20 protein-coding genes are annotated in these 22,260 nt (G+C 39.2%); 4 read left to right on the forward strand and 16 right to left on the reverse strand.

Annotated elements, in window-relative coordinates:
• Positions 1-394: 394 nt before the first annotated feature.
• The 3 genes from asnS to L0951_RS01385 form a co-directional block, all read right to left on the reverse strand.
• Positions 395-1,840 (reverse strand): asparagine--tRNA ligase, encoded by a 1,446-nt coding sequence (gene asnS / locus L0951_RS01375; protein WP_234108931.1) that lies wholly within the window; start codon positions 1,838-1,840, stop codon positions 395-397.
• Positions 1,841-2,014: 174 nt separating this feature from the next.
• Positions 2,015-2,557, reverse strand: coding sequence for a ribosome maturation factor RimM (rimM, locus tag L0951_RS01380; protein WP_234108934.1), 543 nt, complete (start codon positions 2,555-2,557; stop codon positions 2,015-2,017).
• Between the two features lie 155 nt (positions 2,558-2,712).
• On the reverse strand, positions 2,713-3,348 hold the full coding sequence (locus tag L0951_RS01385) for a 30S ribosomal protein S16 (RefSeq protein WP_234108936.1): 636 nt from the start codon (positions 3,346-3,348) through the stop codon (positions 2,713-2,715).
• A 372-nt stretch (positions 3,349-3,720) separates the two neighbouring features.
• Between L0951_RS01385 and L0951_RS01390 the strand changes: the two genes are divergently transcribed.
• Positions 3,721-4,608: an ORF6N domain-containing protein gene (locus L0951_RS01390; RefSeq protein ID WP_234108938.1), complete on the forward strand. Its 888-nt coding sequence runs from the start codon at positions 3,721-3,723 to the stop codon at positions 4,606-4,608.
• A 2-nt stretch (positions 4,609-4,610) separates the two neighbouring features.
• Here the strand turns inward: L0951_RS01390 and L0951_RS01395 are convergent, their stop codons facing one another.
• From L0951_RS01395 to L0951_RS01410, 4 genes are all read right to left on the reverse strand, one after another.
• On the reverse strand, positions 4,611-5,126 hold the full coding sequence (locus L0951_RS01395) for a hypothetical protein (protein ID WP_234108940.1): 516 nt from the start codon (positions 5,124-5,126) through the stop codon (positions 4,611-4,613).
• Between the two features lie 127 nt (positions 5,127-5,253).
• Positions 5,254-7,494 (reverse strand): TonB-dependent siderophore receptor, encoded by a 2,241-nt coding sequence (locus tag L0951_RS01400; protein ID WP_234108947.1) that lies wholly within the window; start codon positions 7,492-7,494, stop codon positions 5,254-5,256.
• Between the two features lie 148 nt (positions 7,495-7,642).
• The gene (locus L0951_RS01405; RefSeq protein WP_234108948.1) at positions 7,643-9,025 is read right to left on the reverse strand and encodes an APC family permease; all 1,383 of its coding nucleotides are present in this window, start codon (positions 9,023-9,025) and stop codon (positions 7,643-7,645) included.
• 57 nt (positions 9,026-9,082) lie between these two features.
• The gene (locus L0951_RS01410) at positions 9,083-10,984 is read right to left on the reverse strand and encodes an ABC-F family ATP-binding cassette domain-containing protein (RefSeq protein WP_234108949.1); all 1,902 of its coding nucleotides are present in this window, start codon (positions 10,982-10,984) and stop codon (positions 9,083-9,085) included.
• Positions 10,985-11,097: 113 nt separating this feature from the next.
• On the opposite strand from L0951_RS01410, the gene L0951_RS01415 reads away from it, so the two are divergent.
• Both L0951_RS01415 and L0951_RS01420 read left to right on the forward strand, forming a co-directional pair.
• Positions 11,098-11,469, forward strand: coding sequence for a type II toxin-antitoxin system RelE/ParE family toxin (locus L0951_RS01415; protein ID WP_234108951.1), 372 nt, complete (start codon positions 11,098-11,100; stop codon positions 11,467-11,469).
• A 28-nt stretch (positions 11,470-11,497) separates the two neighbouring features.
• A complete protein-coding gene (locus L0951_RS01420; protein ID WP_234108955.1) occupies positions 11,498-11,797 on the forward strand; it encodes a HigA family addiction module antitoxin in 300 nt (99 codons plus the stop codon).
• A gap of 19 nt (positions 11,798-11,816) precedes the next feature.
• Here L0951_RS01420 and L0951_RS01425 read toward each other — a convergent pair whose 3' ends face one another.
• Positions 11,817-12,680, reverse strand: a complete 864-nt coding sequence (locus L0951_RS01425; protein WP_234108958.1) for a glycoside hydrolase family 25 protein — start codon at positions 12,678-12,680, stop codon at positions 11,817-11,819.
• Between the two features lie 101 nt (positions 12,681-12,781).
• On the opposite strand from L0951_RS01425, the gene L0951_RS01430 reads away from it, so the two are divergent.
• The gene (locus L0951_RS01430; RefSeq protein ID WP_234108959.1) at positions 12,782-14,200 is read left to right on the forward strand and encodes an ATP-binding protein; all 1,419 of its coding nucleotides are present in this window, start codon (positions 12,782-12,784) and stop codon (positions 14,198-14,200) included.
• Between the two features lie 124 nt (positions 14,201-14,324).
• Here the strand turns inward: L0951_RS01430 and L0951_RS01435 are convergent, their stop codons facing one another.
• From L0951_RS01435 to L0951_RS01470, 8 genes are all read right to left on the reverse strand, one after another.
• Positions 14,325-14,498, reverse strand: a complete 174-nt coding sequence (locus L0951_RS01435) for a hypothetical protein (protein WP_234108960.1) — start codon at positions 14,496-14,498, stop codon at positions 14,325-14,327.
• A 102-nt stretch (positions 14,499-14,600) separates the two neighbouring features.
• Positions 14,601-16,991, reverse strand: coding sequence for an aldehyde dehydrogenase family protein (locus L0951_RS01440; protein ID WP_234108962.1), 2,391 nt, complete (start codon positions 16,989-16,991; stop codon positions 14,601-14,603).
• Between the two features lie 100 nt (positions 16,992-17,091).
• The gene (deoC, locus tag L0951_RS01445) at positions 17,092-18,090 is read right to left on the reverse strand and encodes a deoxyribose-phosphate aldolase (protein WP_234108964.1); all 999 of its coding nucleotides are present in this window, start codon (positions 18,088-18,090) and stop codon (positions 17,092-17,094) included.
• 173 nt (positions 18,091-18,263) lie between these two features.
• The gene (locus L0951_RS01450) at positions 18,264-18,737 is read right to left on the reverse strand and encodes an Lrp/AsnC ligand binding domain-containing protein (protein WP_234108966.1); all 474 of its coding nucleotides are present in this window, start codon (positions 18,735-18,737) and stop codon (positions 18,264-18,266) included.
• Positions 18,738-18,763: 26 nt separating this feature from the next.
• Positions 18,764-19,732, reverse strand: a complete 969-nt coding sequence (locus tag L0951_RS01455; RefSeq protein WP_234108968.1) for an endonuclease — start codon at positions 19,730-19,732, stop codon at positions 18,764-18,766.
• A gap of 66 nt (positions 19,733-19,798) precedes the next feature.
• Positions 19,799-20,473, reverse strand: a complete 675-nt coding sequence (gene trmD / locus L0951_RS01460) for a tRNA (guanosine(37)-N1)-methyltransferase TrmD (RefSeq protein WP_234108971.1) — start codon at positions 20,471-20,473, stop codon at positions 19,799-19,801.
• Entirely contained in the window at positions 20,470-21,738 is a 1,269-nt protein-coding gene (locus L0951_RS01465) for an NAD(P)/FAD-dependent oxidoreductase (protein WP_234108972.1), read from the reverse strand. Before L0951_RS01465 ends, trmD begins: the two co-directional genes overlap by 4 nt.
• 93 nt (positions 21,739-21,831) lie before the next feature.
• Complete coding sequence (locus L0951_RS01470; protein ID WP_234108974.1) at positions 21,832-22,188, reverse strand: T9SS type A sorting domain-containing protein; 357 nt, start codon at positions 22,186-22,188, stop codon at positions 21,832-21,834.
• Positions 22,189-22,260: the final 72 nt, after the last annotated feature.

Genomic DNA, 22,260 nt, shown 5'->3' on the forward strand with positions numbered 1-22,260 from the left:
CTGTCTTGCAAATTTCAGTTTTTCGAGTTGGTCGAAATCTGCGACCCGCTTTGTTTTCTCAATCGGTTGAATTCACAGAAATGATCTTTAGGAAGCATCTCTTGATTATTCTTTACCGATTCATTAATTCTTTTTGTTTCAAATTAATACAATTCCGCTACATTACAGTCATTAATAACTTTGTCCTCAAAAATCTTGATCATCCTATCCGCTGCATTGTTCTATTGCAGTTCCATTTTCAATTGGGTTTTTAGTTTTTCTCTACGAATTTAAAGAAATATTTTTAAATGAATATAAATTTGCACGATTTTTGCTGTTAAAGTTTTCAACAAAAAAACTTTCAGGAATCCTGAAAGTTTTTACTTTATTGATGGGTGTTTCTTAAAAACTCTTTTTAGAATTCCGCGTTGTGCGGAGTTCTTGGGAAAGGAATCACATCACGGATATTGGTCATTCCTGTTACAAAAAGAATCAGTCTCTCCAAACCAAGTCCGAAACCGGAATGCGGAACAGAACCGAATTTGCGGGTATCCAAATACCACCAAAGTTCGTGTTCATCCACATTCATCGCTTTCATTTTCTCCGTCAGAACATCCAATTTGTCCTCCCGTTGTGAACCACCGATAATTTCACCGATACCCGGGAAAAGCACATCCATTGCCGCAACGGTTTTCCCGTCTTCGTTCAACTTCATGTAGAATGCCTTAATTTCCTTCGGATAATCAAAAAGCACCACCGGACTTTCAAAATGTTTTTCTACCAAATACCTTTCATGTTCAGACTGCAAATCCGCTCCCCACTCTTCAATCGGAAACTGGAATTTTCCTTTCTTATTTTCTTTTGAATTTTTAAGGATATCAATTGCTTCGGTGTAGGAAACTCTCTTGAAACGTTTTTTAATAACGTTTTCCAGCTTTTCAATCAGACCTTCTGAAGCTCTGTCTTTTTCTGGTTTTTGTTTCTGTTCTTCGGCAAATCTTTTGTCCAGAAATTCCAGATCATCCTTGCAATTCTCTAAAACATAACCGATAATGTATTTCAGAAAATCTTCCGCCAAATCGATATTGTCTTCTAAATTACTGAAGGCCACTTCCGGTTCCACCATCCAAAATTCAGCGAGGTGACGCGTTGTATTGGAGTTTTCTGCACGGAAAGTCGGACCGAAAGTATAGACTCTTCCCAGTCCCATCATCGCGGTTTCTGCATTGAGCTGGCCGGAAACCGTAAGATTGGTTTTCTTGCCGAAAAAGTCTTGCGAAAAATCGACAGCGCCGTTTTCATCTTTGGGAATTTCGTTCAGGTTGAAAGCGGTAACTCCAAACATTTCGCCCGCTCCTTCCGCATCAGCACCTGTAATGAGCGGCGTATTGAGATAGGTGAAGTGATTTCGGTTAAAGAACTGATGAATTGCAAAACTCACCGCGCTTCTTACCCGGAAAACCGCTCCGAAAAGATTGGTTCTGAATCTCAGGTGTGCTTGCTCACGAAGAACTTCAAGGGAATGTTTTTTGGGCTGAAGAATAGTCTTGTCCCTATCCTCAGTGAAATTATCACCAAGAATCTGAATTTTCTTAGCAATGATCTCAATGCTTTGTCCACTTCCCTGACTTTCAACCACTTCTCCGATAATTTTTAAGGAAGTTGCGGTAGAAATATTTTTAATGATGCGCTCTTCAAATTTTTCAAAATCCACCACAATCTGCAAATTGTTGATCGTAGATCCGTCATTCAGTGCGATAAATCTGTTCGACCGGAATGCGCGAACCCAGCCCTGAACGGTGATATCGTGATGTAAAAGTTTTTTGTAATCTGAAAGTAATTCTTTAATGGTCGTTTTCATTTATTCAAAATCAATAGCTGCAAAATTACGGAATTTTTACCTTAATTAACAGCAGATACCGTCAACATAGCGAAAATTGCGACCCGAGCTGAGTGGAGCTCTTTTTTGTGGAATGGAATGGAACAAAAAAAGCGGGAACGGAGCGCGGAAATAGTCGCCCAAAATCCTTATGATCTATTCATCTTTCTTCGAAGGAACCAGGAAAACATCCATCAATCCTTCAGGCAAAGCCATTTTCAGGAATTTCTCATCACGGTTTACTTCCAGAATCCAGTCCTTGATTATGGGGATGATGATTTCCTTTCCTGCCAAATCGAGGAGGAAATAATGCTGCGCTGTCTGGTCGTTTACGGAAACAATTGTTCCACAGGATTTGCCGTCTTCCTCGCGAATCTCAAAACCGACCACTTCGTGATAATAAAACCTGTTCCCGGAGAGTTTCGGCAATGTAGAAAGCGGAAGGTAAACATCCCGTCCTATGGTTTGGTCAACCAATTGCTCGGTGGCATTTTTAAAGGAAATGATGAGTGTTTCGTTTTTGCTCCAGGATTGTTTCGCAATGAAAAACGGCACCAGCAAACCGTTTATTTCAATGAATACGGAGTCTAGTTTGTTGTACATTTCCGGTTGGTCAGTATCGAGTTTCAGAAAAACATTTCCCTGAAGTCCGTGCCTTCTGGTGATTTTTCCTAAAAAATAGCAATCTTCTTTTTTCATTATTTCAATTGTTAATTTCGGTCTAAACCGACAAGTATTACCTTTGAAGGATCGGTTAATTTCAATTTGGGATTAATTTCGGCAAAGATAAACCCTTTCAAAATAACAAAGACGCCGAAAATGGCGTCTCTGTGTATGTTTTTGATTCTAAAGAATTAAGCTTGAGCGTCCTCAGTTCCTTCTGCTTCTGCAGCTGGAGTTTCCGGAGTTTCTGCTGCCACTTCTTCCGTGGTTTCTTCTGCCGGAGTTTCTGCAACTTCAGCAACTGGAGCGTTTGCAGCTTCTTCCGCAGCTTTCTCTTCTGCCAATTTTGCTTCTTCTGCAGCTTTTGCGTCAGCTTCAGCTTGTGCAGCAGCATCCAATCTTGCTTGATTTACTTTTGCTTCAGCTTCCAAAGCGGCTTTTTTAGCGTCTGCTTTAGATTGAGTCAATGAAGATTTTTTGTCCTCAACTTGTTTTTCTTTGTTTTCCAACCAAGCGTTGAATCTCTTCTCCGCTTCAGCTTGGTCGAAAGCACCTTTTGCTACTCCACCTTGAAGGTGTTTTTTGTAAAGTGCCCCTTTGTAAGAAAGAATCGCTCTGGCTGTGTCGGTTGGCTGTGCACCGTAATTTAACCATTTTACCGCTGAATCTACGTTCAATTCGATAATTGCAGGATTTGCAACTGGATTGTAAGTTCCCAATTTCTCGATGAATTTACCGTCTCTTTTTGCTCTTGCATCGGCAACTACGATGTGGAAGAAAGGTTTTCCTTTTTTTCCGTGTCTTTGTAATCTAATTTTTACTGACATAAATGTTTGATTTTGTGGGAACTCGTCCCGATTAATTATTTAAGGGTGCAAATGTACAAAATTTTTCAATGTAACAATCTATCAATGTAGCAATTTATCAATTTTTGTCATTCTGAACACAGTGAACAATTTGGAGCCGGGAACCTGCTTTCCGCTCATACTCCTCATCCTGAAATTTCGGGATTGCGGGGTAACCGCTGCAATCAGGGCTATGAGAGCGGGATGCAATTAAGAGTTGCTTTAGAAAATCGAGTATATCTCCTATTTTGAAATCACAAATTGTGACCTCAAGATTCTTGAAGTACCATTTTGGCACCTCAAATTATGAATAAAATATTGTTAACTTTGATATTCGGCTAAAAACACAAAACCATGAGTACCGAAAAACCAATTTCCAAACAGCACATTGAAAATAGAATCTTCACCATCCACGGTTTACAGGTAATGCTCGACAGTGATTTGGCGGAAATGTATCAGGTGGAGACGAAAACTTTAAACCGTGCCTTCAAAAGAAATATCGAAAGATTTCCTGAAAACTTTTGCTTTCAAATTTCTGAAGACGAGTTTGAATCTTTAAGGTACCAATTTGGCACCTTAAAGACTGGACGCGGACAACACAGAAAATACCTCCCATTCGTATTCACCGAACAAGGCGTCGCAATGCTTTCTGCAGTTTTGAGAAGCGAGACTGCAGTGAAAGTAAGCATCCAAATCATAGAAACATTTGTCGAAATGAGAAAACTGATGTTGAATAACGCCTCACTTTTCTCACGATTAGACAAAATGGAATTGAAACAACTGGAAAACGACCAAAAATTCGAACAGGTTTTTAAGGCACTTGATGAAAAGAAATTGAAACCGGAAAGCGGCGTTTTCTACAACGGACAGATTTTCGACGCTTATGTTTTTGTGGCAGATTTGGTGAAGCTGGCGAATAAATCCATAATTCTTATTGATAATTATATTGACGAAAGCGTTCTCAATCTCTTTACGAAAAGGAAAAAGGGAGTAACCGTGAAAATCCTTACCAAGCAAATCAACAATACCTTAAAGCAAGACCTCGCAAAATACAACGCACAATACGAGCCGATTGAAATTGAAACTTTTGTCGATGCTCACGACCGCTTTTTACTCATCGACGAAGCTGAACTTCTCCACATTGGTGCATCGCTGAAAGACTTGGGAAAGAAATGGTTCGCTTTCTCGAAAATGAATGCTGAAGCAGGAAAAATGATCGCGAAATTAAATGATTTAGCGTAAAATCAAATCAGCAACAAAATAACAGAAACCACCAAACCAATTCCTGTAAAGATTATTCCACGCTTAAATGCATTCGTTTTCGGATTAAACATCCAAAAACTGGAGATTACAAAAAAGAAGAGTGAAATTCCGAAAAAAGCATTTAGAGGCGAAAGCCGGTCTTTTGACTGGGATTTGTGTAATTTGGTCATTTTATCCAAAACGTAGGGAAGCTCCATTTTGGAGTATTTCGCTTCACCGGTCGAGGAATTATAAGTTCCATTTTTGAAAAAGAGAATTCCGTTTTCGGTTTTTTCCACTTCGAATCCTTTCATCTTGATTTCTTTTCCGAGCTGTTTTTCGGTGAGATTTTTTTCAAAAATTTTCTCGTATTTCTTTTCCTGTTTCAGGAAATCGGTATCGCGATAAATCATTAAAACGCCGCTCACTGCATAAACTGCCATGATTCCCGCCATAAAATAGCCTAGATAGCGGTGCACGATCCTCATGAAAGATCTCGTGTTTTTAATTCTGTCCATTAGTTCTCTGTTTTTTTGTTTTTTTATGTAAAAAGTGGAAACCGGGATTTCCACTAGATCTGATATGAATCAAATTTGAGTTTGCAGAAGTTTGAAGCTCGAACAAAAGTCGTTCTTCTACCACCGTTTAAAGTTTATAGGTAAGTGTTACATAATAGTTTCTCGGGGTAATCGGATTTACGGAGTAATTTTCGTGAACATTGAAATTTTCTACATCAAACGCGTTTCCAATTTTTCCCTGAATCAGGAAGTGTTTGAATTCATATCCCACCGAGAAATCAACCGTTGTAAAACCCTTCACATCAATCATTCTTGTAACCTGCGACTGATCTTTGGTGTCATTCCAACCAGCTTTTCGGTCGCCTGTATAAAATGCGGTTGCGCCCAAAATCAATCCATCGAGCTGTTTGTTGAATTTATAAAAAACAGACGCATTTGCTGTAACAGCAGGAGTTCGTGCGATTCTTTGATTTTCCACATACCCATAATCTGCAGGAGTTTCCAGATAAATTGCATGGTTGTATGAAATTCCGCCAATCAGTGAAAGTTGCGGTGTAGGATTTCCGGTAATGTCCAATTCCACCCCTCTGCTTCTCACTTTTCCGGCAAATTCTTTAATCGTAGAATCGGAATTTGGAGTTCCATCTGCCTTGAATCTTGCGGTGGCGTAGTTATTTCTGCTGTCGATTTGGTAAGCACTCAAGTTTACTGCAATCGTATTATTCCACATGTTTTTCTTTAAGCCCAGTTCAAATTGGTCAACAACCGATGGTTTCAAAGGTTCATCATTAATGGTAAATCCTGAGTTTGGAACAAATGAATTGGTATAAGTTCCATAAACCGTCATATTTTCAGTGGGCGTGAAAACCAAACCCGCCTTCGGCGAAAATGCGTAATCTTTAGTTCCTGTTTTCGCTGAATTCGTTTCAGTTCCCGTCACGAAATCTTTTACGTTCGTGTCTTTATTTTGCAGATTTGAATATCTGATGCCCGCCAAAACTTTGAATTGGCGAGTTATTTCCACAAAATCTTGCGCATAAATCCCGAATCTTTGCGTGATGATTCTGCTTCTGTTTTTCTTTTCGGAATCCGGCATCGCTCCTGAAACCCAGGTTGATGGATCATCGAGCAATACAATTCCATTTGAATTCCCGTTGGTTCCATACAGGTAAGAAGTTCCATAAGTTTTTCCGTTTACCGGATTGAAAAAAGTGTAAGCATCGCTGTTTCCGTAATCTCCATCGGCTCCAATCAACACTTTGTGGTTTAAACTTCCGGTTTTGAATTCACCATTCAAATTAAATTGTGCGGAAGTATAATTTTGTTCGTTATAAGTTCTGTTCAATGGGCGCAACCAACTTCTGTTCGGCTGTTTCGTGGAATTATAATACCATTGAATTCTCTCGGTGGAGAAGTAATCTTTCGTATAATTTTGGTAGGCAATTACTGAATTCAACACCCAATTTTCATTAAACTGATGATTCAAAATTACATCGGTTGTCGCCATTTGATTGGTTTGATATTGCCAATCAGTCCCTAAGAATTGATTTCTTTTTAAACCAGTTTCTAAATTAGAAATTCCTGTTTTAAAATCGGATAAAGAACCAATCCCGAAATCCGGCGTGAAATGGTGTTTCAAGTAATCTCCCTCCACGATAATCTGCGTATTTTCACCGATATTAAAAGCAAAAGAAGGATTGAAATATTGTTTTTGGGAATTCACCACATCCCTGAAACTATCTGCATACTCATAAGTTCCATTAACTCTGAACGCCACTTTTTTGGATAATGGCCCAAAAATATCGACAGTTGGTTTGTAAGTATTCCAGCTTCCTCCATTCAAGGAAATACTTCCACCGAAATTAAAGCGCGGTTTTTTGGTGATCAAGTTGATGATTCCGCCCGGAGCAACGTTTCCGTAAAGCATCGCGTTGGCTCCTTTCAAAACCTCTACGCGTTCCAGAGAAGAGACTTCGGGGAAAATTCCGCTGTTGACCTTCGCTCCATTTTTGAACATGTTTTCATTTCCGAAGGTGAATCCACGTCCTCCAAAACTGTCCTGCGAACCTCCTCTGGAGGAAGTCAAATAGATTCCGTTTACGTTCTTAATAACGTCGCTCAACTGTTTCGATTGCTGCTGCTCAATAATTTCATGCGCAACTACCGCAATAGGTTGTGGAATTTCAATTGACGGAATATTGGATTTGGAGGAAGAAACTCGTGCTTGGTTGGGATTTCCGGTTCGGTGCATGTAGATGTCTTCAATTTCCTGAATCCTCAATGTATCACTTTCAGCTTTAAGCATCATCTGCGCCTGACCACAGATTGCACACGCCATTAATCCCATAGAAAATACCTTCTTCGTCATAGCTTTTATTTAGAATCAATTAAAATAACGGCACAAATCTAAACAAGAACTTTGTTTTTACAAAATTTGTTTTGAACTATTCTAAATAAAAATTAAAACGGTGATTTAAAATACTGACAATGAACCAGAAAAATAACGATGATTTTTGTCATGATCGAAGCTTGATAAAGAAAAAACCCGCCAAAACATAAAATCCGCTGATTAAAATATAGGAAATTCCGTTTTGCGCAGTTGCCGTTCCGATCAAAACCAAAACCACTCCCAGAATCGCAATGATCGCCATCAAATACTTCACGAAACGATTTCCTTTAAAAATATTCTTCCTGATTAATGACAGCAAACCGACGAACAGAGCGCCATTCACCATATAGATAAAAGCAATCGGAATTGCAGAAAGATCATAATTGATATGGGTGAAGAAATCCCAGGTATTCGTGAAATAATAAAAAGCAATATACCCTAAAATGATCACAAACGCCAGAACCGCACTATTGACGGGGGTATTGGTCCTTTCATTCACCTTCCCCAAATTGAGGAACTTGCGGGATTTCTCCAGATTGTAAAATTGAAACGGAACTCTGGTTGTAGCAAGAAGTAATCCATTTGATGTTCCCAAAACTGAAATGATGACAAAGAGCTGAATCAGGACCGCACCACTTTTTTCTGCGATATTTCTGGAAAATTCTGTGATATATACATCTTTTAACGTCAAAATATCTGCGCTGTTCATCCGCAAAACGACTCCGCAATAATACAACACATAAACGAGTAAAACCACCGAAGTACCGATAATCAGTGCTTTTGGGAGATTTTTTGAAGAATTTCTGATTTCGCCGGAAAGTTGGGTTGCAATATACCATCCGTCAAATGCAAATGAAATCGGGATGAAACTCGCCGCAACGAGCAACCAAAAATTCTGGGTTTCCCCTACGCTTTTTGCAGCATGGCGAAAGGTATTCGCTTCTTCCACATCACCTTTCGCAAGACTGAGAATTCCCAAGGACGCAATAAAAATCAATGGAATCAATTTGATCACCGTGGTCAACTGTTGAAAAATGCCACTGCTTTTCGGACGGAAAATATTCATTCCCAGAAACAGACACAGGTTGAAAATCCCGATAAGCGAATAATGCAGGAATGTTGGTTCAAACGCCACAAACTCCGCAATCAGATGCGATATATATATTCCAGAAACCGTGAAAAGGACTGCTGTGAGGAGCGGATAAAACAGACTCAGGTACATCCAACCCACAAAAGCGGCCGATCTTTTGCCAAAACGGTATTCCACATAATTCAGGATTCCGCCGTCTTTCGGAAGAATTTCCGCATAATTCGACATGGAAACCGCGGCAAAAACCACGCTCACTCCCACAATGATAAATCCAAGCAGTCCCGCCAAAATATTTCCCTGGGTAGCGAAAAGTACATCATCGACCTTAAAGAAAATTCCGGAACCGATGACTTGTCCGATTACTAATGATATGGCCGTAAAAAGACCGTACTTGGGTTCGAGTTTTTGTTGGGAATCCATAAATTTTGACGATTTTTAGCCTAGAAAAATAATTGAATTTTTGAAATCAGGTGAAATTTATTCCTGCAGTTCCAGCCATCTCATTTCCATTTCCTCTAATTTTCCGGAAACGGTTTCCAAATCTTTCGACAAAACTGAAATCTTTTCGTAATCGGTCTCGTTGTTGAGTTGATCCAGAATTTCATTCCTCCTTTTTTCCAGTTTGGGCATTTCTTTTTCGATGGTTTCTAACTCGCGCTGTTCTTTGAAGGTGAGTTTTCGTTTGGTCTCCGTGGGTGGAATTTCTTTTAAATCCCGGACAATTCTTGCGTGGTCAGAATTGGTTTCCGTGCCTGAATTGTCACTGGAGTTTTGCACAGGTCGCGACCTGTCCCGAAGAGATTCGCGGTATTCCGAAAAATTCCCGGTAAAATCCTTGATTTCCCCATCACCTTCAAACGCCAAAACGTGATCCACAATCCGGTCCATGAAATACCGATCATGCGAAACAATAATCAGAGAACCTTGAAAATTTAAGAGGAAGTTTTCCAAAACCGTCAATGTCGGTAAATCCAAATCATTTGTAGGTTCGTCAAAAATCAGGAAGTTTGGATTTTGATAGAGGACATACATCAAATGCAATCGACGTTTTTCTCCACCCGAAAGTTTTGAAATCGGCGAATATTGGGTTTGGTCATCAAACAAAAACAACCTCAAAAACTGCGATGCAGAAATGGTTCTTCCATTCGCCAAAGGAAAATTCTCGCCAATTTCTTTGATGAAATCAATGACTCTTTCGTCTTCATTGTAAGTCAAACCTTTTTGAGAGAAATATCCAAATTTGATGGTTTCGCCAGTTTCAATTTCGCCTTTGTCATAAGGTTCCAAACCTTGAATGATATTGAGTAGAGTCGATTTTCCCGCTCCATTTTTTCCGACGATTCCTACTTTTTCACCACGTTGAAATTGATAGGAAAAATCTTTCAGCAGAACTTTATCTCCAAAACTTTTATCGATATTTTTGAGTTCGAGAATCTTTTTTCCTAAACGTTTCATCTCGAAATCCAGTTCCAGTTTTTGCTTTCTGGTATCGGTTTTCGCCACCTTTTCGGTTTCGTAAAATGCGTCAATTCGCGATTTTGATTTAGTGGTTCTTGCTTTCGGCTGTCTCCGCATCCACTCCAATTCTTTTCGGTAAAGATTGTTGGCTTTGTCAATCGTTGCATTCAAATTGTCTTCTCGAATCATTCTGTTTTCAAGATAAGTCGCATAACTTCCGTTGTGAACATAAAGATTAAAATCCTCCATTTCCCAGATGGTATCGCAAACCGCGTCCAGGAAATACCGGTCGTGAGTCACTAGAAGCAAGGTCACCATCGCTTTTGAGAGATAATTTTCGAGCCATTCCACCATATCCACATCGAGGTGATTCGTCGGTTCGTCCATGATAAGGAGCGTATGGCGATGTTCTGCACGGGTTTCCAAAAGAAGTTTCGCCAATGCAACCCGTTTGATTTGTCCACCAGAAAGCGTTTTCATTTTCGCTTCCAAATCGGTGATTTTCAATTGCGAAAGAATCTGTTTCATCTCGTTTTCCAAATCCCATGCTTTGTGGATTTCCATTTCAGCCAACGCTTTTTCCATATCGTCCGCATTTTCGGTATGAAGCGCGTGATGATAATTTTTCAAAGCCAAAATCGGTGCGGAGTCCAAAGTCATCATAAATTCCTCCACATTCAATTCGCCTTCGAAATCAATTTCCTGGTCGAACAAAACCACCTGGATGTCTTTGTTAACGGAAACTGCTCCCGAATCTGCGATTTCCTTTCCCATCAAAATCTTCAACAAAGTTGATTTTCCACTTCCATTTTTGGCGACGATTGCAATTTTGTCACCTTCATTGATGTGGAAAGTGATGTCTTTAAAAAGTGTTTTTACACCGTAAGATTTTGATAGATTTTCTGCGGAAACGTAATTCATGTTTTTTGCTGGATGATGGATGTTGGGTGCTGGATGTTTAGCGATTGCGAAAATACGAATCTTATTTATAAGTGATGAGTGATAATTGAAAAGTAATAAGTGATGATTGATGAATGATGATTAAAATCAGAAGAGAAACGTGTTTTCAACAACATTGGAATATATATTGTATATTTGCAGCATACAGCCCATCGATGATTGTATCTTTTCAACATAAAGGTTTGAAATTACTTTGGACGAAAGGAGACCGAAGTAAATTGCCTGCAAATATGGTTGATAAAATCATCAGATTATTGGTTATCATTGATAATTTGGAAGAAGTTCCTGAAGATTTACAAAATCTGGATCATCTGCGACCACATTTATTAAAAGGGAAATTAAAGGATTTTTGGTCGATAACCGTAACTGGGAATTGGCGAATAATTTTCCAATTCGATAATCATACACATGAAGCATGTGTGGTTGATTTTTTAGATTATCATTGAATGAACCGTTTAAAAAAAAATTAAGAAAATGAAAAAACATCATAGCAATATCGTTCATCCTGGTGAGATTTTAGGGGAAGATGTCATTTTTCCAACTGGTTTAAGTATTACAGAAGCATCTTCTTTACTTGATATTTCGCGCCTAACTTTATCAAAAATTCTGAACAAAAGAGGTGGAATTACGCCCAATATTGCATTAAGAATTGAAAAAGTTTTTGGAGGAAAAGCAGAGTTTTGGCTTCGTCTTCAAAGGAATTATGATTTGGAATTGGAGCGTTTAAATTTTGAGAAAAATCCACCAAGTTTGAAAGCGTTTTCTTATTCTTGAATCCTTCAAGAATTGAAACCTAATCCAAAGTCAGCCTTTTCAGACTCCACATACTTCCATTAAAAACATTCACATCCACTTTCGTATTGATTCCGTAAACAATACCGTTTTCGGTGAACTGCCAAAACTTCCATTGATCGTCTGGTGACGGTTGCGGAACATCGTTGTAATTGGCGAGCCAAAGCGGGTAATCGTCAAAATGTCCCCTCAAAAAATCTTTATAATAATGGTAGTAAGAATAGATAATCGGTTTCTCACCATATGCTTCTTCCACAATCTTGCACCAAATTTTTAAATCTTCTATCAATTTTTCACTGGATTTTCGGCTTGGAATTTTCTCAATGTCTAAAATCGGTGGCAAATCTCCCGATTCCAGTTTCACATTTTCCAGGAAATTATTCGCTTGCATTACGGGATCTTCGTCGGCTCGGTAAAAATGATAGGCACCGCGAATGAGATTATGTTTTTTGCCCAATTTCCAAAACTCTTGGAAATGTTTGTCGGTTGATTTGTTTCCCATCGTTCCACGAAGAACGACAAATTTAATAGGAATAGAACGGTTTCCGATGCTTAGACTGTCCCATTCAATATCTTCTTTTCGTTGGTAATGCGACATATCGATTCCGAAAATTTTATCGGCATAATCTCCGATGATTCGGTTGATTCTCTTTTCTTCAAATTCGGAATTGGAGAGTTTTCGATGCTCAAACTTGTTGAAATACATCGCATAATAAAACTGAATCTTTTCTTTTAAATAAAATCCGGTTCCAAGCAAAGCCAACGCCAAAATCAATAATAAAATTTCCCTGCGCAAAAGCCAATGCTTCTTGCGATTTTTGTGAATTTTTCTAGTGGTTTTTCTCTTTACGGTGCGCTTTGCCATGGGTTTGCAAAAATAGATTTTTACTTTGGAATTTAAATCAATTTTAATTATAATTCGCCAAAACTCTATTTTTTTATTAATTTTGGCGAAATATAATTTTTATGTCAAAAAAAATTATTGGCAGAAAATACGAAAGCGAAATCCTGAAAGACGCTTTGGATAAAGACAAATCCGAACTGATTGCCATTTACGGAAGAAGACGTGTCGGGAAAACTTTTCTCATTCGCGAATTGTTTAAAAAGGAAATCGTCTTTGAAATTTCTGGACTTTACAACGGTGCGATGAGTGACCAGTTACAAAATTTTGCTAAAGAACTGTCCAGAAATTCGAAAAAGAAGGAAAAGGAAATTCCAACCAATTGGTTTGATGCATTCACTTTGCTTGAAGAACGTTTGAATCGTTTAAAATCCGCCAAAAAGAAAGTCATCTTCATTGATGAATTTCCGTGGATGGCAACAGCGAAATCGAAATTCCTTACCGCTTTCGAGAATTTTTGGAACAGTTACTGCACCAAACGAAACGATCTTATTGTGATTATTTGTGGTTCTGCAGCTTCGTATATGATACAGAAAATCATTCGAAACAAAGGCGGACTTCACAACAGAATTACACAGCAAATCAGACTTTTGCCTTTCAATTTATATGAAACCGATTTGTTCCTGAAAAGCCGTGGAATTCGTTACACGCACTATGATGTGTTGCAGATTTATATGGCGATTGGCGGCGTTCCACACTATTTGGAAAAACTGAAAAAAGGATTGAGCGTCGCGCAAAACATCGATCAACTTTGCTTTTCAAAAGACGGTTTTCTGCGAAACGAGTTCAATCAATTGTATGTCTCGCTTTTTGACAGTTCGGAGAAACATCTTTCCATCATCAAAACTTTGGCGAAATCCAACAAAGGTATTACGCGACAGGAATTGTTGGACAAAAGCAAATTATTGAGCGGCGGCGATTTCTCCCTAAAATTGTCGGAACTCACAGAGTCAGGATTCGTGAGCGAATATTCGTACATAGGAAATAAAAAGCAGCTCTCGCTGTATCGTTTGTCGGACGAATATTCCAAATTTTACTTAAAATTCATTGAACCCAACAGGGAAAATGGCGCCGGAACTTGGCAGCGATTGCAGACGGGACAAAGTTTTGCATCGTGGTCGGGTTTTAGTTTTGAGACGGTTTGTTTGAAGCATATCGACCAAATTAAAAAAGCACTTCGGATTGATGCCATTTATTCGCAAAGCAGCAGTTGGTTTAATCCGAATGCACAAATCGATTTGCTAATCGACCGTGCCGATAATGTGATGAATGTGTGCGAAATGAAGTTCTATAATTCGCCCTTCATCATCACCAAAAAATACTATCTCGAACTGAAAAACAAGGTTTCCGAATTGCAAAAAGAATTGGCGACAAGGAAAAACATCTTCCTCACTTTGGTGACCACTTTCGGGATAAAGGAAAACGAATACAGCCGAGAATTGGTGGAAAAAAGTTTAGAAATTACAGATTTGTTTACGGATTAGCGAAATCATAATCCGCCAAAACTCGGTTTATTTTTGAGTTTTGGCGGGTTATGGATTTTTTGGAAGGGGAAAGGTTGGGGATAAATTTTGTGATAATGGAATTTAGCAATATTAAAAACTACATTTATTCTATATAATTCACTTTAGGTTTGTCATATTTAGATAATAATTTTAATGCTTTTTCTGTTTCAAGTTCTCCGCTAACTGTTCTCCCGCCATAAGAACCATATTTTGCTTTTACTTCTATATAATATATTTTACCTTCTTTAGGATTTATACTCAAATAATCTTTGTACAAATTGAAGACAAAACCAAATATACATAATTTCTAATTTTAAACTAAAAAAAATCCTTCCGAAACCGAAAGGAATTAAATATTGAATTTCAAATCTCGAATATTCTAAGCCCCATAAGGAATCCAAATATTCTTAATTTCCGTGGCGTGTCTTAAAAATTCCTGACCTTCGCCTTGGGCAACATCGAGCCAATTTCTGTATTTTCCGAAATTCACCCAAGAACGTTTCATGGAATCGGTGGAAAGCAATTCGATATCCTTACTTCCTTCTTTGGTGCCAAAATACCAAATTCCATCGATGTTGTAATGTTTTGCCAATTCTTTTGCGAGTTCCTCTTTGTTTCCGGTCACGATATTTACCGTTCCTGCAGGAACATCGGAGGTCTCTAAAATCTGATAGAAATCGGTCGCCGAAAACGGATGCTTTTCGGAAGGAACCACCACCACGTTATTTCCCATCGCAATCGCAGGAATCACCGTGGAAATAAAGCCCAAAAGCGGATTTTCATCGGGACAGATAATCGCCATCACTCCCACTGCTTCCGGCATTGCCAAAGTCACCATTCGCTGAACGGTGGAATGTGCTGCACCATCATATTTATCGGCAAAAGCGGCGTAAGTATAAATTCTTTCGATGGATTTTTCTACCTCATTTTTTGCGGATTCCAAACTTTGGTTGGTCATTTCCACAATTCTTTCGGCAAATTCTTCGGCACGAATCGAGAGGTTTTCTGCGATATAATAAAGAACTTGCGCTCTTCCGTGACCGGTCATTCCGCTCCAGGATTTGTCGGCGTGTGCTGCTTCTACGGCGTTTCGGAGGTCTTTTCTATTTCCTTCGGAAACTTCACCGATGTATTCACCGAACGCATTTTTGATTTCCCTACTGTAACCACCATCCGGACGTGCCTGTTTTCCGCCGATATACATTTTTGTGGTTCGGTCGATTTCCGCTAAAAGGTTTGATTTTTTAGAATCTTTGGACTTCATTGCTTTTGGAACGATCGGTTTTGAAGCGAACTCCTCTTCAATTCTTGGTTTTAGGTATTCATAAAGTCCTTCTTTTCCACCTTCTCTTCCAAAGCCTGATTCTCTGTAACCGCCAAAACCTGCGTTCGCATCGAACTGATTCGTACAGTTAATCCAAACTGCACCTGCTTTGATTTTTGGCGCGATGTCTAAAGCGAGGTTGATGTTTTCCGTCCAAATACTTGCAGCCAAACCGTATCTCGTGTTGTTCGCCAAAGCAACCGCTTCATTGTGCGAGCGGAAAGACATTGCCACCAAAACCGGCCCGAAAATTTCTTCCTGTGCAATCACAGAGCTCGTCGGAACATCGGTAAACAAAGTCGGTGGGAAAAACCAACCATTTTTTGGAAGTCCGGTTTTCGGCTGATGGATTTTGCAACCTTCTTCGACGCCTAGTTTCACCATATCGTCGATGGTTTTCAGTTGAACTTTATCTACAATAGCGCCCATATCGACGGCTTTATCCAAAGGATCGCCGATTCGGAGCGTTTCCATTCTTTTCTTTAACTTTTTATAGAATTTTTCAGCAATACTTTCCTGAACCAATAGTCGGGAACCTGCACAACAAACCTGACCTTGGTTGAACCAAATCGCATCCACAATTCCTTCCACCGCAGAATCCAAATCGGCATCTTCGAAAACGATGAATGGAGATTTTCCGCCCAATTCCAGGGAGATTTTCTTTCCGCTTCCTGCAATTTCTGTTCTGAGGATTTTTCCAACCCGGGTGGAGCCTGTGAACGCGACTTTGTTGACGTCTTCATGACTCGCCAAAGCTGTTCCCACAACCGCACCTTTTCCGGTCACGATATTGACCACACCTTTTGGAAGTCCTATTTTTTCACAGATTTCAGCAAAAAGCAGTGCGGTCAGCGAAGTGTATTCCGCAGGTTTTAGAACTACCGTATTTCCCATCGCCAAAGCCGGAGCGATTTTCCAAGCCAACATCATCAAAGGAAAATTCCACGGAATGATCTGCCCGATAACCCCGACTTCTTTATAATCCTTGAATTCGGTATCCATTAATTTTGCCCAGCCTGCATGATTGTAAAAATGTCTCGCCACGATGGGAATATCAATATCGCGGGTTTCCCGGATCGTCTTTCCGTTGTCCAAAGTCTCCAGGACTGCGAACAATCTTGAATTTTTCTGAATTTGTCTTGCTAAAGCATAAAGATACTTTGCTCTTCCGAAGCCACCGATTTTCACCCATGCTGGAAGCGCATCTTTTGCGGCTTTCACGGCTTTGTTCACATCGGTTTCATCTGCTTCCGCAAATTTTGCCAAAAATTCTTTATTGCTTGGATTTATGGAATCCATGTATTTTTTCGAATTGGGTTTCACCCATTCTCCACCGATAAAAAGGTCAAAACTTCTTTTGTGGTTTTCTAAAAATTCTATTGCAGGTTCTGCAGTTTCTGGAGCGGGACCGTAAACCATAGTGTCGTATATTTCTTTGATTTCCATCTTTTTGATTTGAAAATGTGTCAATTTGAAAACTTGAAAATGTATTGATTAGGATTTCCAAAATTATTCATTAGTAATTTTTAATTATTCCTTATGAAATTTATGCCATGGGATGTCTGAATCCTGCGCTGTATCTTCCGGTTACGTAATGTTCGAGTTGTCTTTCGATATCGCCCAAAAGCGAACTTGCTCCGAATCGGAAAAGATGCGGATTGAGCCAGTCGTTTCCTAATTCTTCTTTAATCAGGATTAAATAATCGAGTGCCTGTTTTGCTTTCTGGATCCCTCCAGCTGGTTTGTATCCGACTTTCACACCGGTCAATTCATAATAGTCGCGGATGCAGCGGATCATGACCAAACTTACTGCCAAAGTGGCGTTTACGGATTCTTTTCCGGTAGACGTTTTAATGAAATCCGAACCTGCCATCATGGCTACCCAACTTGCTTTTGCCACTTTCGTATAGGTAGGGATTTCTCCGGTTGCGAGAATCGTCTTCATGTGTGCATCACCACATGCCTGCCTGCAAAGTTTCACTTCTTCATACAATTCTTTCCATTTTGATTCGAGCACCAAATCTCTGGAAATCACGATGTCGATTTCTGTGGCTCCAGCTGCAACTGATTTTTTGATTTCAGTTAATTTTTCTTCCAACGAAATCTTTCCGGCCGGAAATCCTGTGGAAACTGCCGCGATTGGGATGCTTGTTCCCTTTAAGGCTTCTTTGGCGAAAGGAATCAGGTTGTGATAAACGCAGACCGCGCCAGTTGTCAAACCGGCGTCCTGCATTCCGAGTTTTGCCAGAAGGTCTTCGCGAACCGGATGTTTTGCTTTTTCACAAAGTCGCAGCACATTTCCTCGGGTATCGTCTCCGGCAAGTGTGGTGAGGTCAATCATGGAAATCGCTTTCAACAGCCATGCTGCCTGGAATTCTTTCTTTACACTTCGTCTTGCTGTAAGTGTTCCAACGCGTCTTTCGATTGCGCTTCGGTTGATATTGATTCCATCAAAATATTTCGTATTGAAGGACAAACCTTCGTTTCTTTCTTCTATTTTACTTTGATGGCTATCGGTATAATTTTTTTCCAAAACTTTTTCCATAATTTTTAAGTTTAAAAAAGAACGATTCGCCAATGAATTTGGGGAGGTAAAAATAACCATTTCTTGGCAAATAAGGAATTCTTTTCCAATGTTTAACGAAAAGGTCAATTAGGGCAAAACAAAAGACATCAACTTTACGTCAATGTCTTCCAATTTTAGAATTCTTTCTGAAATTATTCTACCCTCAACTGTCTGTTGATACTTTGTTCCAGGGAGATAAAGGTTTCCGTTCTGGTCACTCCTTTTAGTTTTTGGATTTTATTCAGGATATGCATCAGGTGGTCATTATCACGACACAAAACTTTTAGGAAAATGGTGTAATTGCCGGTGGTGTAATGTGCTTCCACTACTTCGTTCACACTCTTAAGTGATTTGATCGCCTCTGTGTAATGGCTGGGTTGCTCCAAGTAAACTCCTATATAGGAAACCACCTTATACCCAATTTTTCTCGGATTTAGAAGAGAGATCGAGTTTTCAATAACTCCTCCATTCTCTAATTTCTTGATTCTTTGATGCACTGCGGTGGTAGAAATCCCCACTTCTTTGGATATTTTCGCCAAGGAAGTCTTCGAGTTGCTCATCAGTTGATCAATAATTTCTTTGTCAACAGAATCCAAATGGTATCCGCTGTTTACTAAGTTTCTCATTATTTCTATTAATTTTCTATTTCTCTTTACTTTTTTGGTGTAGATTCGTTAATCGAAAACTCTACGAAGACCGGAAAATGGTCGCTGTATCCGCCTAAATACCTTGAGCCGGCAAAAGTACGAAAAGGCCTGCCTGTATGTTTCCTGTCCCATGTACTTAATTTTTCAGAATTAAAAACTTTTGCATTTTTGAATTGAATCAAAGCATTGTCAACAAAAAATTCATCCGAAAGAATTATTTGGTCGAAAAGCAGACCATCTTTAAAATGAAATGTGGAAAATATTCCTTTACGAAACAAATCAACATAGGGATTTTTTAATATTTTATCGGAACTTTCGCCATAAAGTAATTTCGTTAAATTTTCATCATCAGGGTTTTCATTAAAGTCTCCTAAAATTATGACCGGTTCCGTTTTGGACAGTAATTCTTCGGTATGAATCCTCACGTCTTTCAAGATATAGTCTCGTTTTGGTTTATTAACATCCTTTTCTCTTTTGGAAGGAAGATGAACCACAAAGATATTGATGATTTTACCTTCGAATTTTAATTTGCAAAACAAAATATCCCGCGTGGTATCGTAATTTGCGGGATCCTCATCATCAATTTCGAAAAAATAAGAAATTGGCTCGGACGAAACGACTTCAATCTTAGACTTGTCATAAAGCAATGCTACATCAACTCCTCTTTCGTCCATGGATTCATAGTGCAATATTCCATAATTGGATTTGAAAGGTTCCAGCTGGACCAATTCCTCCAGCGGTTTCCTGCCCTGGATTTCTGCAAGTCCAATGAGCATTGGCAATACCATTTCGGATTCTTCTATCAGTTGAAAAACGTGCGAAATTTTGAACAGTTTGTTTCTATACTTTCGCGCATCCCAGTTTCGAAGTCCCGACAAAGTGGGATCGAGTTTGTGGACAGCAGGCGGATCCGGCAAGAACAGATTTTCTACATTATAAAATGCGATCAATTCTCTGGTGTCGTCATTTATCATTGGCAAATTGCACGCTAAATTATAGAGATTTCAATACTCTACAAAAATAATTAATTATCTTTACTTTTAATGCAAAAGATCTGGTCTTTTTTTCTCTGTGATTTTTAAAGCCTCCTCATGACGCCATTCTTCAATCTTTTTGAAGTTGCCGCTAAGGAGCACTTCCGGGACTTTCATTCCCTTGTATTCATCAGGTCTCGTATAAATTGGTGGCGAAAGTAAATCATCTTGAAAACTGTCTGTCAGCGCTGACTGCTCGTCATTCAAAACTCCGGGAAGAAGCCTGATCACTGAATCAGCCAAAACGCATGCCGCCAATTCCCCACCTGTTAAAACGTAATCGCCGATTGAAATTTCACGAGTCACATGCAGCTCGCGGATTCGCTGGTCAATCCCTTTATAATGGCCACAAAGAAAAATCAGATTATCTTTAATAGAGAGTGTGTTCGCAATTTTTTGGTTTAAAGTTTCGCCGTCAGGAGTCAGATAAATGATTTCGTCATAATTCCGTTTCGACTTCAGTGCAGAAATGCAATTGTCTAATGGTTCGCACATCATTACCATTCCCGCTCCACCTCCATATGGTTCATCATCAATCTGCCGGTACTTTCCCAATCCAAAATCGCGTAACTGATGAAAGTGAACCTCTGCCAAACCTTTATCCATCGCTCTTTTCAAAATAGATGTCTTGAATGGACTTTCCATCAATTCTGGCAAAACACTTATAATATCTATTCTCATTGCTGGGTTCCGTTATGTTTATTTGGTACAATGATGAGCCTTAGCGATGAGTCTTTGTTAAAATAACTCCACATCCAGTTGAAGAAAATCGCAATTTTGTTCCGAACACTTAAAATCAACATCAGATGAAGGAACATCCAAAAATACCAGGCGAAAAATCCCTGAAACTTAAACTTCGGTAAGTCAACCACTGCCCTATGTTTTCCGATCGTCGCCATACTTCCCTGATCTTGATATTCATATTCAGTCCAATCATTTTCGGACTTCCTCAGCAGGTTCTTTGCCAGATTCTTCCCCTGATTGATGGCCACATTGGCAACCTGCGGATGCGCAAGCGGATATTTCGGAGTCTCCATATACGCAATATCACCAATCGCGAAAATATTTTTGTACCCCTGAACTCGGTTGAAACGGTCTGTTCGATATCTGTTTTTGACCAAAACTTCTGGATTTAGTCCATCGATGATGTTTCCGGTAACGCCTGCCGCCCAAATCACATTATTGGATGGAATGGATTTCCCGCTCTGCATGGTGACTTTATCGCCATCATAACCTGTCACGAACTCATCGCTCAAAAACCTCACCCCTAAATCCTTTAAATATTTCTCAGACATTTTCTGTGACTCATCGCTCATGACACTCAGTGGTTTCTCAGTAGAACTCACTAAAATCACATTCAAATCATCAAAATTCATATGGGGATAATCACGCGGAAGGATGTCTTTTTTCATTTCTGCAAAAGCTCCCGCCAATTCCACCCCAGTAGGACCGCTTCCCACAATTACGATATTCCAATTCCCGTCATCACTTCTTTTTCTTTCGATGATTAATTTCTCGAAGGTCATCAAAACATGATTCCTGATGGCAATTGCTTCCTGGGTATTTTTCATCCCGAAAGAGAGGCGCTCCATCATTTGATTTCCAAAAAAATTGGTTTTGCAGCCAGTGGCAATGATCAGTTTGTCATAAGTGAATTCAGCATCATCTGTGTTGGTTAGGACTTTGTTTTCTTCGGGAATGATCTTAACTACTTCCGTCATTCGGTAACGGATGTTTTTGGAATTCTGAAAAATCTTTCGAAAGGGAAATGAAATATTGGAAGGCTCGATCCGTCCACATGCAACCTGGTAAAAAAGTGGTTGAAACATGTGGTGGTTCACCTTGTCGATGATAATGATTTTTTTATTTTTATTATTGAGCGTCTTGGCTAATTGCAATCCTGCAAAACCACCGCCAATAATCACGATTTTTTCCCGCATTTCCATCAGGCAAAAATAGCGAAATTTTCAGATTTGAAGATTTTCTGATATTTTAAGGTAAACCAAAAAAAATTCCTGAAAAAATTTCAGGAACTTGATTTATTGTTTTACGATTTGGGTAACTTTCTGAGTATTGTCACTTAAAGTATATCTCATCAGATATTTTCCGGGTCTGAGTTTATCCAAACGGATTTCACCAGAATTCATATTGACAGAATATTGAGCTACTTCCATTCCTAAAATAGAATAGAAGGTAACGTCTTTAATTCTCAAATTCGGATCTTTTGATTTAAGAATTACGAAATCTCGGGCTGGATTTGGGTAAGCGACCAACACTCCATCGTCAGCTTTCTGAGATGTTGCGGCTGGTTCCCTTGAAACAGATTGAGCGGAAAGATTTCCCGATAAAACTGTTAAACCACCGATAAATAGTAAAGAAACTAATAATTTTTTCACCGATAATTACTTTTTATGTCGAAATATCATTACAAAAGTAACAATTTCAAATTAATATACAACAGAATTTTA

It is taken from the genome of Chryseobacterium sp. R2A-55 (assembly GCF_021401085.1).
In the GTDB taxonomy this organism is placed as follows: Bacteria; Bacteroidota; Bacteroidia; order Flavobacteriales; family Weeksellaceae; genus Kaistella.

Excerpts from the sequence above, each read along its gene's own strand:
- asnS (WP_234108931.1), bottom strand. The coding sequence starts at position 1,840 with ATGAAAACGACCATTAAAGAATTACTTTCAGATTACAAAAAACTTTTA.
- rimM (WP_234108934.1), bottom strand. The coding sequence starts at position 2,557 with ATGAAAAAAGAAGATTGCTATTTTTTAGGAAAAATCACCAGAAGGCAC.
- L0951_RS01385 (WP_234108936.1), bottom strand. The coding sequence starts at position 3,348 with ATGTCAGTAAAAATTAGATTACAAAGACACGGAAAAAAAGGAAAACCT.
- L0951_RS01390 (WP_234108938.1), top strand. The coding sequence starts at position 3,721 with ATGAGTACCGAAAAACCAATTTCCAAACAGCACATTGAAAATAGAATC.
- L0951_RS01395 (WP_234108940.1), bottom strand. The coding sequence starts at position 5,126 with ATGGACAGAATTAAAAACACGAGATCTTTCATGAGGATCGTGCACCGC.
- L0951_RS01400 (WP_234108947.1), bottom strand. The coding sequence starts at position 7,494 with ATGACGAAGAAGGTATTTTCTATGGGATTAATGGCGTGTGCAATCTGT.
- L0951_RS01405 (WP_234108948.1), bottom strand. The coding sequence starts at position 9,025 with ATGGATTCCCAACAAAAACTCGAACCCAAGTACGGTCTTTTTACGGCC.
- L0951_RS01410 (WP_234108949.1), bottom strand. The coding sequence starts at position 10,984 with ATGAATTACGTTTCCGCAGAAAATCTATCAAAATCTTACGGTGTAAAA.
- L0951_RS01415 (WP_234108951.1), top strand. The coding sequence starts at position 11,098 with ATGATGATTAAAATCAGAAGAGAAACGTGTTTTCAACAACATTGGAAT.
- L0951_RS01420 (WP_234108955.1), top strand. The coding sequence starts at position 11,498 with ATGAAAAAACATCATAGCAATATCGTTCATCCTGGTGAGATTTTAGGG.
- L0951_RS01425 (WP_234108958.1), bottom strand. The coding sequence starts at position 12,680 with ATGGCAAAGCGCACCGTAAAGAGAAAAACCACTAGAAAAATTCACAAA.
- L0951_RS01430 (WP_234108959.1), top strand. The coding sequence starts at position 12,782 with ATGTCAAAAAAAATTATTGGCAGAAAATACGAAAGCGAAATCCTGAAA.
- L0951_RS01440 (WP_234108962.1), bottom strand. The coding sequence starts at position 16,991 with ATGGAAATCAAAGAAATATACGACACTATGGTTTACGGTCCCGCTCCA.
- deoC (WP_234108964.1), bottom strand. The coding sequence starts at position 18,090 with ATGGAAAAAGTTTTGGAAAAAAATTATACCGATAGCCATCAAAGTAAA.
- L0951_RS01450 (WP_234108966.1), bottom strand. The coding sequence starts at position 18,737 with ATGAGAAACTTAGTAAACAGCGGATACCATTTGGATTCTGTTGACAAA.
- L0951_RS01455 (WP_234108968.1), bottom strand. The coding sequence starts at position 19,732 with ATGATAAATGACGACACCAGAGAATTGATCGCATTTTATAATGTAGAA.
- trmD (WP_234108971.1), bottom strand. The coding sequence starts at position 20,473 with ATGAGAATAGATATTATAAGTGTTTTGCCAGAATTGATGGAAAGTCCA.
- L0951_RS01465 (WP_234108972.1), bottom strand. The coding sequence starts at position 21,738 with ATGGAAATGCGGGAAAAAATCGTGATTATTGGCGGTGGTTTTGCAGGA.